This is a genomic window from Collinsella sp. An2 (assembly GCF_002160065.1).
Taxonomy (GTDB): domain Bacteria; phylum Actinomycetota; class Coriobacteriia; order Coriobacteriales; family Coriobacteriaceae; genus Limicola.
Map to the genome: position 1 here is coordinate 101,568 of NZ_NFJW01000004.1, position 12,971 is coordinate 114,538.

The 12,971-nt window shown below is 56.3% G+C and carries 12 protein-coding genes; 7 read left to right on the top strand and 5 right to left on the bottom strand.

Translation table 11 applies throughout. The features are described 5' to 3' along the window. Positions 1 to 98: 98 nt before the first annotated feature. Complete coding sequence (locus B5F33_RS04205; RefSeq protein ID WP_087410545.1) at positions 99 to 611, top strand: type II toxin-antitoxin system antitoxin SocA domain-containing protein; 513 nt, start codon at positions 99 to 101, stop codon at positions 609 to 611. Continuing rightward, on the top strand, positions 608 to 1,096 hold the full coding sequence (locus B5F33_RS04210; protein ID WP_087410546.1) for a type II toxin-antitoxin system death-on-curing family toxin: 489 nt from the start codon (positions 608 to 610) through the stop codon (positions 1,094 to 1,096). The genes B5F33_RS04205 and B5F33_RS04210 overlap by 4 nt, the downstream gene beginning before the upstream one ends. Positions 1,097 to 1,333: 237 nt before the next feature. On the opposite strand, the gene B5F33_RS04215 is transcribed toward B5F33_RS04210, so the two are convergent. The 3 genes from B5F33_RS04215 to B5F33_RS04230 form a co-directional block, all read right to left on the bottom strand. Next, positions 1,334 to 2,650 (bottom strand): nuclease-related domain-containing protein, encoded by a 1,317-nt coding sequence (locus tag B5F33_RS04215; RefSeq protein WP_158095308.1) that lies wholly within the window; start codon positions 2,648 to 2,650, stop codon positions 1,334 to 1,336. Between the two features lie 854 nt (positions 2,651 to 3,504). Beyond that, the gene (locus B5F33_RS04225) at positions 3,505 to 5,211 is read right to left on the bottom strand and encodes a DUF2075 domain-containing protein (RefSeq protein WP_087410549.1); all 1,707 of its coding nucleotides are present in this window, start codon (positions 5,209 to 5,211) and stop codon (positions 3,505 to 3,507) included. After that, positions 5,208 to 5,543 carry a nucleotide pyrophosphohydrolase gene (locus B5F33_RS04230; protein ID WP_087410550.1) on the bottom strand — a complete coding sequence of 112 codons (336 nt, stop codon included), beginning with the start codon at positions 5,541 to 5,543 and terminating at the stop codon, positions 5,208 to 5,210. The genes B5F33_RS04225 and B5F33_RS04230 overlap by 4 nt, the downstream gene beginning before the upstream one ends. Positions 5,544 to 5,800: 257 nt before the next feature. Between B5F33_RS04230 and B5F33_RS04235 the strand changes: the two genes are divergently transcribed. Next, positions 5,801 to 6,421: a hypothetical protein gene (locus B5F33_RS04235; protein WP_087410551.1), complete on the top strand. Its 621-nt coding sequence runs from the start codon at positions 5,801 to 5,803 to the stop codon at positions 6,419 to 6,421. Further along, positions 6,393 to 6,629 (top strand): DUF6718 family protein, encoded by a 237-nt coding sequence (locus B5F33_RS04240; RefSeq protein ID WP_087410552.1) that lies wholly within the window; start codon positions 6,393 to 6,395, stop codon positions 6,627 to 6,629. Before B5F33_RS04235 ends, B5F33_RS04240 begins: the two co-directional genes overlap by 29 nt. 233 nt (positions 6,630 to 6,862) lie before the next feature. Here B5F33_RS04240 and B5F33_RS04245 read toward each other — a convergent pair whose 3' ends face one another. After that, a complete protein-coding gene (locus B5F33_RS04245; RefSeq protein WP_087410553.1) occupies positions 6,863 to 7,627 on the bottom strand; it encodes a hypothetical protein in 765 nt (254 codons plus the stop codon). Between the two features lie 160 nt (positions 7,628 to 7,787). On the opposite strand from B5F33_RS04245, the gene B5F33_RS04250 reads away from it, so the two are divergent. From B5F33_RS04250 to B5F33_RS04260, 3 genes are all read left to right on the top strand, one after another. Beyond that, a complete protein-coding gene (locus B5F33_RS04250; protein WP_087410554.1) occupies positions 7,788 to 8,795 on the top strand; it encodes a DUF362 domain-containing protein in 1,008 nt (335 codons plus the stop codon). 382 nt (positions 8,796 to 9,177) lie between these two features. Further along, the gene (gene bsh, locus B5F33_RS04255) at positions 9,178 to 10,152 is read left to right on the top strand and encodes a choloylglycine hydrolase (RefSeq protein WP_087410555.1); all 975 of its coding nucleotides are present in this window, start codon (positions 9,178 to 9,180) and stop codon (positions 10,150 to 10,152) included. A gap of 96 nt (positions 10,153 to 10,248) precedes the next feature. Beyond that, positions 10,249 to 11,934, top strand: a complete 1,686-nt coding sequence (locus B5F33_RS04260; protein WP_239284780.1) for an MFS transporter — start codon at positions 10,249 to 10,251, stop codon at positions 11,932 to 11,934. Here B5F33_RS04260 and B5F33_RS04265 read toward each other — a convergent pair. Beyond that, positions 11,931 to 12,971, bottom strand: coding sequence for a hypothetical protein (locus B5F33_RS04265; protein WP_087410556.1), 1,041 nt, complete (start codon positions 12,969 to 12,971; stop codon positions 11,931 to 11,933). The two genes, B5F33_RS04260 and B5F33_RS04265, sit on opposite strands and share 4 nt — an antisense overlap.

The following is a 12,971-nucleotide window of genomic DNA, read 5'->3' on the forward strand; positions in this document are numbered from 1 at the left end:
TGCTGCAGGTCGGATTAAGAGATGCTTGCATGTAGGAAGCCGTCTCTCCGAGTCGCTTCGATTGCGACGGGTATACTTGCATCATCAAAGGAGGTGCCATGAAGTCGATTGATATCGCATATGCGTTCATCAACATGAATGACGCGTCACTTGAGTTGACCAATCTTAAATTGAATAAGCTTGTGTATTACGCGCAAGTCGAGGCGCTTCGACGTAATGGTGCCCCTCTGTTTGATGATGCCATTGAAGCGTGGCAGTATGGACCCGTTGAGCCGCTGGTCTACCACACATTCAAACAATACGGCCGAGGCGTGGTTGCGTCGGCTCCCGCTATGTGTGAAGTGGATGATGCTACAAAGGGAATCATTCGATATGTCTCGAATACCTATGGAAGGCTGTCGGCATTCGACCTCGTGAGCCTCTCGCATCGCAAGGGTAGTGCATGGGAGCTCGTATACCGGTCAGACATGGATATGCCCATTACCTGCGACGCGATTAGGCGTTCGGCGGATTTTGCGGGGTTTCCGGGGTTTGAGGGGACGCTTGAACGGGGCATTCAAGAGGTGTGCGCATCTATTCCGAACGCATTGAAGCTGCTGGAGGACTCATGAGTGGGGATGGGCTTGGTGGGCCCATCCCTCTTGTTTTTGATGACGAGGAGCTCGTCCATGCTCTCGCGATACTTATCATGAAGACACACCATGAGCTTGCCGTGCATTCAAAAATGTTTAACCCAAGCACACAGGGTGAAGATGAAGTGTTAGTTGGACGGCTGGAGTCTGTTATTGACGCGGTGTACGGTACACATTTTGGGGTTCCTCCTACCAAGCGATTCATCGATGCGTTTGAACAAGCTGCTTGTTTTTGTGAGCATCTTGCTAAGGACCACATCTTTTTCGACGGCAACAAACGAACGGCTCTGGTTATGCTTTACGCAATGATTCGCCTTGGCGGCTATGATGTGCGCCATTCCGATACGCCGAATCCTGAGGACAACGAAGCCTATCAGTGGATTCAACAGTTGGTGTCAGGAGGCATGACGAGCATAGAACTCGCGGCGTTCGTTCGCGAGCGTGCAGTTCCTCGGAGCGTGTAGACGTTGGCGTCCGAACGATTGCTTCTGCGGTGGGCAGTGTGCCGTTGCTCATTCTTGTTGTGCGCTCGGGGCTCTGCATGCTACAAGCTGCAGAGGCAACTATGCTCAAGAGATGTCTGCTACGAAGATGACTGTCTCTCGATTATTACCGTCGAGCCCAATGCGTTCGTGGCGCCCGTGCACAACCGTATGCCGCTCGTGCTGGGCCCCGGCGAGTCGATCGATGTGCCTGTGGGGTCATCGCAGGTTGCGCAGCATGCGCTCGAGCTCCTTGTCGGGTTGAGTAGCACGGCGTTTCTGAGAGCTAGGCTTGTGAAAGGGCCTCGCCCCGCGTTGTGCTTGCTCGCGCTCAAGGCGCTTGCGATGTTCGCGCAGCTTCGAGCCGTCTAAGTCGGCGAAGCGCGCGAAGGCCTCTTCGGTTACAGCATCGACTTCAGCCGCGCTGCGCACCGTTGGCTTTGAGTTTACTGCTGCGACCAGGACGTCTTTCAGGTCCGGTCCCATTCCGTGCAATGATGCAAAGTACATCGGCGTGGGCCCCTCACCCTGTTCGCAGCGGACATTGACTCGCGGCGTGTCAACATATATGACCAGGCCTACTATCGAACGGTTGTCTATCGAATACACATTGGCCTTATCAAGGGTTCGGCAGTGCGATGCGACTTGACGGACGGACCAGTCTTCTTGCTCGCCGCCGAAGTATTCCCCCGATCGCGTGATTCCGACGAGCGCAACGTGGTGTCTATGCTGTTGTGCTCGATAGTCAACAATGGCCGCCCTGCGTCCTCGTTTCACTTCAATGACGATGACGGCTCGTTCTGTGATGAGCAAAGCATCGATTTCATTGCTGCGTATGCGCTTTTGGTACCGCTGCCCCTCATCGTTGTCGTAGGGTATGACGAGGTTGGCGAGCACGCGCGCATGCCCCAATGCGCCGGTGTCTGCGATGCGCTGTAGCGCACAGAACGCTTCGTATTCCGCGTATCGAGCATCAACGAGCTTTTTGCGCTTGCGTCCGACCGCTGTTGTCTTGCATTCAAACCGCACTGCGCCCCGGCGTCCCAGCTGATAACGCGGTGCTCCAAACGGCGTGTCTCCGCGGTTGCCAAGATCGCACAGGGGGATATGCGTTCGCTGATACCAGCGCGAGATGTAATAGCGCACGGTGGCAAGCTCTCGGAGTGATGCCGTGATTGCTTGGCTCTCTGTCCGCGCTTTCTCAAGCTGTTCAGAGAGATGGGTGATACGGCGGCGCGAGGGGAAAATGGGAAGCCGCCTCAGGATTCCCAACCGTTTATTTTGCCGTTTTGCTGTTTCAAGCTGTTGGGATAGATCGCTGATGGTCGAGGCAAGCGCGGCGTTATGTAGGAGCCGTTCGCGCGCTTCGTCGTCACAGGCGCTTTCGGTGAGCGTGCCGCCGCAGAAGGGGCACGCGTCGTGCGCATTTTCAAGCGGGATGTCTTTGCCGCAACGCCAACAAGCAAGCGCTTCAGGCGTGGGGGAGTAAATGATCATGTCCAATGCGAAATCGGATGTGTCGCTCGATGCTTTCATATCGCACTCCTTTCCCGGGACAACGATCGATGGTTCTTGTTGCGTGATATCTTGCTGCCGAGTTATCCATCGCATCTTGATAGTAAAACCTCGTGCGGACAAAAATGGGCAATGGGCGAGGTGGCGTACGCATTCGCTCATGGGGGAAGTATCCTGCATCATGTGGACAACGGCACCGGTGCCGATCTCGCGCTAAAAAGCAGCGAACCGTCCAACAAGGACCTTCTGTGGCTTGCCTAGTTATAGCGTACAGTCACGCCTAAACTGGCAAGCGCTGGGAAGAGCAGCTCGGCATTGATTCACTCCGTTTTTACCGATAGAGGCATATGGGCTCACGGCGCGTGAGCGGATGTGTGCAGCTGATATGCACGCTAGTCCAAAACCTTCTCAAATCCGGAATTGATTCCGGATTTGAGAAGGTTTGTAAAAACGATGGGGACACATCATGTTCTACAGCTACGCTGAACTTGAAGACGGAGCGCAGATTGCCCGTTCCAATGTTTTGGACGACGGCGTTGTCGAGGTCTCAATTGAGCGTCCTAGCGAGTTGGGTTTTGATACGGTCCATTGTACTCTCCAGGCGTTTGAGTGGTCGGGTGTGAGGGCCTTACTGATGATGGCGCGGTGCACCTCGATGCGTTTGTTCATAGCAACGTGCCACTCGTTCTGCGGTTAGCAGGGGAGGCGTCTGCAAGTCATGTCTAGGTTTCTTCTGTTTCAAGCCTCGACGAGTAACCGATTGCAAATCCCAATCGCTCAAATACCCCTTTCGGACAGCTGCGTGAAGGAATGGAGCGTTCTATCTGAAAGGCGGTTTCTCGTTCACCGATTATCCTGGCATAATGCGAATGTCTCTACTTCTCAACATCAATAAAGAACCGCCTCAGATACGTACGCAGCTCAGGATTGGCAACGTAGACATGCGTTCCATATATTCCTCGCGTGAGCAGAACGTAGTAGATGTTCTTTATATACTGCGCTAACTCTTCTTTCGTTGCTGTTGCCCGACCGTTCCGATCGTAATAGCTCTTGCTATTCGCAATAAGCTGCTCCGATGCAGCATCGTAAACAATGTCGTTGCCGATAATGACATAGGCATAGCTCAGGTCATATCCTTGAATTGAGTGGATGCAACCAACCTCATGAGCAATATCGGGATTGTCGGCGCCCTTGCCTACCCAATCATCATATGTGCAATTCCATCGCAAATGTACAGAATCCAAATTGATGTCGTAGAGGCTTGGAGTCTCTTTGTCTTTTGTCACCCATTTCCATGCATACCCGGCTACCATTCTGCTGAGGGTATGCTGCGAATAGGTCTGCTCAAAACTTTTGGCAAATCCTTCCGGGGTTTCATGGAAGACAAGCTCATAGCCTTCAAAGGGCATGGGCGACGGATTCGTTCCGTTCAATATATCGAGAATAAAATCAAGGTATCCCTTTCCGCCCTTGACGCGCATTTGGCTGCTCAGGTGTATGGGACTGGATGCGGCGGAGTCGAGAATCGCATCAATGGCGTCGGGGCCAACGCAGGAGGGGCCGACCGCCTGGAGTGGGTCGTAGAAAAAGATGGGAAGTTTTGCTTGGCTAAGTACCCAGTCAACCTGAGTGGCGCTTTTGGGAAGTCCGAGCTTCGCACAAGTCTTATCGTAATTACCAAATTGCGTGCCAAGATTAACGCGACGCTTGAGCTTGTGTGCTTCATCAATCAGAACAATGTCGAAGTTTTTGCTCTCGTTCTTGGTGAACCCACAGCTTTCCTTCGCTAGGTCTGCAGGTCCTATAACATCTTTCTTGCTCATTCCTGAGACGGTCGAAACGGTTTTACGTAGCGTGTTGCGAAGCGAGGTGACTGGTTCGATAAGGCGTATGTTCATATTCGAGAAGCGGCTATCATCTTTGAGCATTTTCATGAGATGGACCGCTAGGACTGTCTTCCCAGTACCCGGCATGCCTTCGATGACGATAGGTTTTGCCTGGTTAATGCCCTCTGTAATCGCATCCATAATCTGCTCAAGGGCAATTCGTTGATCCGCTGTCAGACCCTTATAGGGCGAATATTTGAAAACCTCCGATTCCTCAATTTGATCGATGGTGTGTTCCGCAAGCTCCATGGCGCGTAATTGCTCCCAGAGCTCTTCAAACATATCGGCATACGCGTGTTTTGAGAAGTAATTCGAACGTGTCATGCCTTCGTTCTTATTGGTCAATCGATATCTGCCGTCAGCTTGCATCAAGCTTATAAGCCGATGCTCATAGTCTGTGATAACAGAAGCGTTAAATTCTTCGTTGTAAATAATGTTTACGGTGGTGAAGTCGCGCTTTTCTTCATTTGCCTCATGTTGATTGATGCGCGTTGCTACGCTCGTTGTTTGTCCGACGTATGCGGATTTATCGTTGGCGAGAATATACACCATCGGCCAGTCCAGCAGTTTATCTTCTGCGAGACTGCTATATTCGATGTCAACGTGTTTGCCATATTCAAAGGGCATCATGTCAATTTGAAAAGGGGCTCCCTCAGGCTTTGAGGCGTGCTCGCGTGTTGGAATCTCGATGATCATAGTTCACTGTATTTCTTTGATGAGCCTTTTGCCTTGGCTATAGGGTAGTTCGTTTCGTTTTTGCTCAGCTTATTTTCGATAGCGGAGGGAAGATTAACGCCAAGGGCTTCGGCGAGATAGATGCAATAGATGGCGACGTCTGCCAGCTCTTCAGAAGCATGCTTGCGCTTTTCAACGACTTCAAGGTCGGTGCCCGACCATTGAAACACTTCAAGCAGCTCTGAGGCTTCAAGACACAGTGATATAGCAAGATCCTTGGGGTTGTGAAATTGTTTCCATTCGCGCTCGTCGCGGAAGGCAAGGGCGTGTTTTGCTGCGTCTTCGAATGTCATCATCTTGCCTCTCGCGTATCGCCGTGGTTGAAGCCGGCTATTGTCTCAGTCAAGTGTTCATATCATAGCTTGTTGGGCTGTTGAGAGCTTGGCGATACGATGCGTCCGGACGAAAACCAGTTAGAATCATATTAGCTGAGCATGCTGGCGCCGATATCTGGGAGAGTCTTTCCGAGGTTAATGTTGTTGCCCATTGGAAGAGTGAGGGTGAAAACTAGTTCCAAATGACTGGGTAAAAAGGAGGGTCTGCTAGCGTAATGGATATTCTCGAACGAGATGGTCTGTCGGAGTCAGTCCTAACGAGTCTTTCATACCAAAGTGCATTGGGCATTTCGCTCAAGAAGGATCTTCGCTATTTTTCCGAGCAAGAGCTCCTCGATGAGTTGGACGATATTCGCAGATGGTATCAAGGCGCCTCGTTGATTGATGAGCTGCCCATAGACTCTCGTATCAAGAGTAAACAGTCAGTCGTACTCAAGTACCATCGCTACTTTCCTGATCATCAGGCTCGTAAGGTATTTAATGACCTGCTTGGCTTTCGCTCGATGTGCGATACGTATGAAGACGTGTTATGTCTTTCGGGCAGAGCGCATTTTCGCGTTGCAGATTTGAGCTCGGGAAAAGCCGTTGACGACGGATATCGAGGAGTCCATGTATATTTCCAGCTCTCTTCTCGTCACTGGCCCATCGAGATTCAGTACAACACGTTTTATGATCGCCAACTGAATAACTGGCTTCATAAGTATCTGTATAAACGAGTTGAAGACCCAGCGGTTGGGAAGTATTTGCGGGTAAGATACGAAGCGGGCGAAATCAGAAACGAAGCGGAATTTGAGAGGAGTGTCCGCGATGTGCTATCTCGTTGCCAAGTGGTTTGATAAGACGGGTTCGATTGCCATGCGGACGCAGCGCGGGAAAGAACTCTCTGAGATGATTGACCGTCTTGAGAACCGTTTTGGTTTCGATCGGTTGCAATTGGTGACGATAACGCGTCCGTCTGCATACGGGGAATACGAGCCTTATACCTTTGTACGTTCTGAAGACGAGCTTGCCGAGCTTCTCGCTACTCAAGAGGCGGCAATTTAGTCTAACTAGTCTAACGCGAGAAGCCCGTAGGCTCTGCCTGAGGTGCCAACAGCGGCTATGCCGCCGTGGTATCGAGCCCCCTACGGAGCGATGCTAAAGCCCCCGGCCATGCCGGGGAAGATTGCTGCAAAAGGGCCTGCTCATTGGCGGAGCTTGGGAGACGAAGCCTATTGGGATTGTCCATTAGGGTAGGGCACATGCATCGTGCAAGCCCGTCCGCTTGTCTCTGCAGACTACCTAAGGTGGCCATAGATCTGCTCCAGGATATCCTTATCGGCAATATTGAGCCTATGCTCGGCGATGATGTGCCGAATCTCTTCGTCCGATCCGGTTATCGCAGGCGGCGCCCAGTAACTATAATTTTGCGCCACGGCTTTGTATTCGCTACCTGGATGTACATCCGTCGGGCGGATGAAGTCACCAAACCAAAGCCCCTCTATCTCATGCTCGGGGTCGATCAAACCGCCCGTTTGGGAGCACATGAGCTCTGGGAAGGGGTCGTAGCGGACAATCTCGCTCGTTTCTACGTTGATATACCGCACGGCCGTGCAAAAGCGGTCGACGAATTCCTTCTTACTTTCGTTGACCACATAGCGGTAGCAGTGAATGGCGACATCGAAAGGCCCATCATAGGGTACCCACCTTTCATATATGCTATCGCCGTCGTAAACGGGGCGTCTGACCTCGGGATGCTCGCGCGTGTAGTCAAACCGCCCACAGATGTCGGTGCAGCTATAAATGTAATCCTCACAGGCCATGTCACCCAGGCGTTGCTCTATCTCGCGTCTCTTCGGATGCGTCTCGTTCTCGAACTCAGCATAATCTCCAAGAAACGCAACGAAATCACCTGCCCAGTCACCGGCGAGCATGGTGAGGGCGGCGTCGGTTTCCTCGCAGCCCAGATAGGCGCTCTCGTGAAGCTTGCTACCGTTCGCCCACGGCCAGTCTTCGATAATCTCGTTCTTATCAAAGTTGACCCAGCTGAAATACTGTCCCATGTTCGCTCCCTGGCGCCGCGTGCAAATGTGTAGGTGAGTCGCGCGGTCCTATTTGTCAGTTTCCCTCAACTGACGACCCCAAAACAACCCCCTTCCTTTTGAGTTAACTCCAAGGAATAGAATCGCTCGCAAAGCAACAATTCGAGAGAAAGGGCCTGCTATGTCATGTGATTGCAAGCATGCGGTACCCGGCACGGGCGGCGAGACGTACATTCCTATGAGTGAGCGCACGGGCAACGAGTCAACCGTCTACTTTACCCGCGACCTGTCGGCCGAGGGCCTGCGCAAGATCTTTGAGCGCGTGAACGCCGGCATCACCGGCAAAGTTGGCATCAAGCTCCACACCGGCGAGCAGAACGGTCCCAACATCATTCCGCGCCCGTGGGTGCAAAACCTTATCGAGACCGACCTGCCCGACGCCACGATCGTCGAGACCAACACCTTCTACGAGGGCGACCGCTACACCACCGAGCAGCATCGCAAGACGCTCGAGGTCAACGGCTGGACGTTCTGCCCCGTCGACATCATGGACGAGGACGGCGTCACCACCTTCCCCGTCAAGGGCGGCAAGTGGTTCACCGAGATGCACATGGGCAAGAACCTCGCCAACTACGATTCGCTCTTCGTGCTCACGCATTTCAAAGGCCATGCGATGGGTGGCTTCGGCGGCTCGGCCAAAAACATCGGCATCGGGTGTGCCGACGGTCGCATCGGCAAGAAGGAAATCCACCAGCGTGAGGGTTCCAATGACATGTGGAGCATCGCGACCGAGGAGCTCATGGAGCGTATCGTCGAGAGCGCCAAGGCCACGGTCGACCACTTCGGCGAGCACATCACCTTCGTGAACGTGCTGCGCAACATGTCGGTGTCCTGCGACTGTGAGGGCACGGCGGCGGCTCCGGTCGTGACGCCGAACATCGGCATCGTGGCGTCCACCGACATCCTTGCAGCCGATCAAGCGTCGGTGGATCTTGTCTACGCGCTTTCCGAAGCCGATCATCACGACCTCGTGGAGCGCATGGAAAGCCGCCACGGCCTGCGCCAGCTCACCTACATGAAGGAGCTTGGCATGGGCAACGACCGCTACAAGCTGGTGGACATCGACAACGGCGACGCCGAGATTCTCGCCGCGGACGCCGTGGCAAACGTCGTGCCTTTCGAGGAATAACTCTTCGAAGGCGCCAATGAACATCGCGCCATCGGCCGTGAAACAACATCAAGCAAATCATGACCACCCTCTATGCGGGTGGTCATGATTGCCGCGCGGCGCAGGGCTGAGGACCCTTACGCAAAGGCCGGGCTCTTCGGGCCCGACCTTCGTCATATATGGCGCCGCCTCTCCACCCTCAACCGCTGGTAGCAGGAATGTGCGCGTCCTATGTGCTATCAAAATGCTCACACATAAAACCGCAGGTACAAGTATGAATAACCCCCTTCACTGATTCCTAAGTACTTCCTGGGAAACTAACGGGTATGCCCGGGCAGAAGAAGAACATCTACTACTTCAACCCGGCAGCCACACGCTCCGGGCAAGAAAGGGGGCGGGCCCCATGTGCACGGGTATCCGCTTTACCGACACGGCCGGTTCTATGTACTTTGGCCGTAACCTCGATTGGACACAGGGCTACGGCGAGCGCGTGGTGGTGACGCCTCCTGCAGCGCAGGTGCCGGCGGCTTTCAGGCACCCGGGCGACCTTGATACGCAACACGCCCACACCGTCATAGGTATGGGCATTATCGTCGAGGGCATTCCTCTGTACTTCGACTGCGGAAACGACGCGGGCCTTGCGGTTGCAGGTCTCAACTTTCCGCAGAGCGCACACTACGCCGACCCCGCCGCCGTCCAGCCCGATGCGATAAACGTTGCCGCCTACGAGTTCCCGTTCTGGATCGCGCGTAACTTCGCCACGCTCGATGAGGTGCGCCAGGCGCTCGCCCAGACGGTCGTCGTGGCCAAGCCGGTCTCGCCGCAGCTGCCGGTGGCCAAGCTTCACTGGCTCATCGGCGACGCCACGGGAAGCATCGTGGTCGAGTGCCTGGAAGAAGGCCTGCGCGTATGGGAGAACGACGTCGATGTGCTCACGAATGAGCCAAACTTCGGCTGGCACCGTCAGAACATCAGGAACTACCTCATGCTCTCCGGAGCAGAGCCTGCCGCCACGACGTGGGACCGCGCACAGCTTGCTCCGTTCGGCTCCGGCATGGGGCTTCAGGGCATGCCGGGGGATTACAGCGGCCCCGCACGCTTTGTGAAGGCGGCGTTTGTGAACAGCCACTATCCCGCACAGAGCGAAGAGGGCGCAAACGTCACGCGGCTATTCCGTACGCTCGGGTCGGTCGCGGTTCCCATGGGCGCGGCGCAAATGCCCGATGGGTCTTCCGAGATCACGCTCTATACCAGCTGCTTTGCTGCAGCGAGCTGCACCTACTACCACGCAACCTACGACGACCCCCAGATTCGGGCCTATCCGCTTTCTGCATACAATCTAAGCGGTGTTGAGCCCTTCGTTGCTCAGGCGGCATAAGGCCGCGTTTTCGCACGGGCAGGTTGCAGGTGCGGCGGCCGAAAGCCGCCGGCGTGCCTGCCCCCATCATCCTTCGTCCTCAAGAAAGGACACATCGTGCATATCACCCAAACACAGCGGGCTTCGCGGTCCGCAGGGGACGTCCATGCCGCGAAGTCGGCATCGTTTCTCGTCCTACCCATCATCATCCTGATTTTGGCGCAGATGGGGGCAACTGGAGACAACGGCGCGTTGTCGCTTGCCACCTCGGCGCTCACGAGCGAGCTGGGCGCCACCACGGCTCAGATTCAGCTTGCAAACATGGTCTACCCGCTGGTCGGCGGTGCGTTCATGATCGCCGGCGGCCTGGCCGGGACCATCCTTGGCTGGGCGCGCACCTTCCGCGGTGGCATCGTGCTCTGCGCTCTCGGCGAGGTCGTGCTGGCACTCTCGCCGTCCATGGAGGTGTTCATCTGGGGCGGACGCGTCTTGGTGGGCCTTGGCGCAAGCTTCATGATTCCTTCGGTGCTCGGTCTTATTCCCCTCATCTATCAGGGCTCGAATCGAACCGTCGCATTCGGTGCGATCGGAGCCGCCTCGGGCCTTTCGGCGCTGTTACCCCTTGGCCTGGGCGTGGTCATGGAGGCAGCGGGCATGCGTGCGACCTTCCTGACCCTCGCTGCCTACTTTGCCATCGTGCTTGCCTGCTCGTTCGCGCTGCCGCGCATTGAGCAGGAGCGCAGCAAGACCTCGTTCGATGCGGCCGGCGTAGGTCTTGCGGCGGTGGGTCTCTTCTTGCTGCTCATCGGCTTGTCGAGCATCTCCTCGTGGGGCCTTGTGGCACCGCTTGCCGGAGCACCCTTCACCATCTTCGGCATCTCACCGGCATTGCCGGTCGCCGCGGCAGGCGTTGTGGTGTTGGGGGTCCTCGTTGCCGTCGAGCGTCGCGTCGAGGCGAAGGGCGGCATTCCCGTGCTGCCAAGCGTCTTCCTCACGACGCCTCAGGTTCGTGCAGGCCTGGTGGCGTGCGCACTCACGTTCTTCTTCATGGGAGCGCAGTCCATCCTCATGGCTCCCTATCTGCAGCTCGTCGCCGGATGGTCTCCCATCGCGGTGGGCGGCATCTCCATTGTCACGGGCGTTCCCACCTTTGCGCTTGCCTTGGGAATCCCTAAGCTCGCGCCGCATGCCGAGCCTCGTCATGTGATTCAGGCGGGCTATGTGGTTATGGCGCTGGCCTTAGGCGTCATGGCGTTCTCGGTCACGCTGAACGGTGCGAATCCGCTGCTCGTCTACCTCGGCGCGTTTTTGGCGGGCGTCGGCGCAGGTACCGTCTCCTCGCATGCGAGCAACGTCGTGGCAACGGCTCTGCCCGAGCGCGAGGCGTCGCAGTCGGGCGGCATCCAGAGTACGATGCGCAACGTGGGCCAGGCTCTGGGCGTTGCGTTGCTGGGCGCTGTCCTGCTGTTCGGCATCACGGGTGCGGTGCGCGAGAAGGCAGCTGCCGACCCGTCCATCTCGACGAAGGCTCAAGAGCAGCTTGCCGGCGTGACGATCGACCTGGGAAGCAATCGGACGTTCGAGGACGAAATCTCCAAGCTCGACCTCACGTCGACGGAGCGCGACGACCTGGTGAGCATCGAGGCGGATGCACGGCTCGACGCGGTGCGTACGGCCTATGTGGTGGGTGCGGCTATTGTGCTTGCAGGTCTTGCGACGACGCCGGCCATCGCACTGACACGTCAGCCGCGCCGTCGTCGGATGCACCCAGCACGCGCCGATCGAAGCGGTTCGACCCGCTAGCGGCATCCGTCGTCGTTCGTGTTGGCGTCGCTGTCGCCACCCTGTCCGTTGACGAGGTTCTGCAGGTTGATGCGCTCAAGTCCGTCCAGCAGCGGCCCGCGCAGATAGCAGAGCTTATCCTCGCACTGTGCGCACGTGAGTCGCGCGTTGGTGCGCTCGTCGAATCGCTCGGGGTGGCGCAGCGCCGCCAGCTCCCAGCGCACCAGGATCACGAGGGCAAGGGCAAGCAGCGTCCAGCTAAACCACCCGCCAGCAAAGAGCAGCGGCGTTGCCACCATGATGGCGTCCCAGTTAAAGATCTGGCAGGTCGTGCAGCAGCGATTGTGCATGAGCAGCAGCTGCAGCGGGCACCAAAGCACGACACACACCATGTCGGATACGAAGTACGCGAGTGACCACAGTAGCGCGACGCGGCCGTTGAGCAGCCCCAGGTGCGAGAGGAGCAGCGAAACAAGGGCGTTGCCTACGATCCAGAACACGATGACGGGAAGAATCTCGCGCGTGCGGTCGCGGTAGAGCACGGCGCGCATCGATTGGTCGACGGCCAGGTCACGTTCATCGAACGAGAACACGTGAAGGAAATCGACGTTGTTCAGCAGACGCCGCGCGGCCGTCATGATCGAGCCGCCGCGCACCGATAGGCCCTCGTACGTTTCGGCGAGGGCCGTTTTGCCGTTTTCAACCAGCTTTCTGCCCAAGTCGACGATTTCGCGAAACTGGGCCTGCAGGGCGTCGCGCCCGCCGCTGAAGGTCACCGGCGTGGGGATCTGATAGATGCCGTACTGCTTGAGGCTGCCCGACGAGATGCGGGCATGGACGAAGAACTTGGTCATGAAGTCGCATACGATGGCGATGAAGACGAAGTCGACGAAACCGAATCCGCCTGCTGGGCCAAATTCGCGCGCGACGTCAAGGGCCCCAGGGTTCACAACGAACAGGTAGACGGCAATGGCCAGCAGCGTCAAGCGAAACAGCAGCTGGATAACATAGCCCACAAAGAGCGGCGTGGGCTTCGTGTGTTGGGTGCGCGTCTTCAT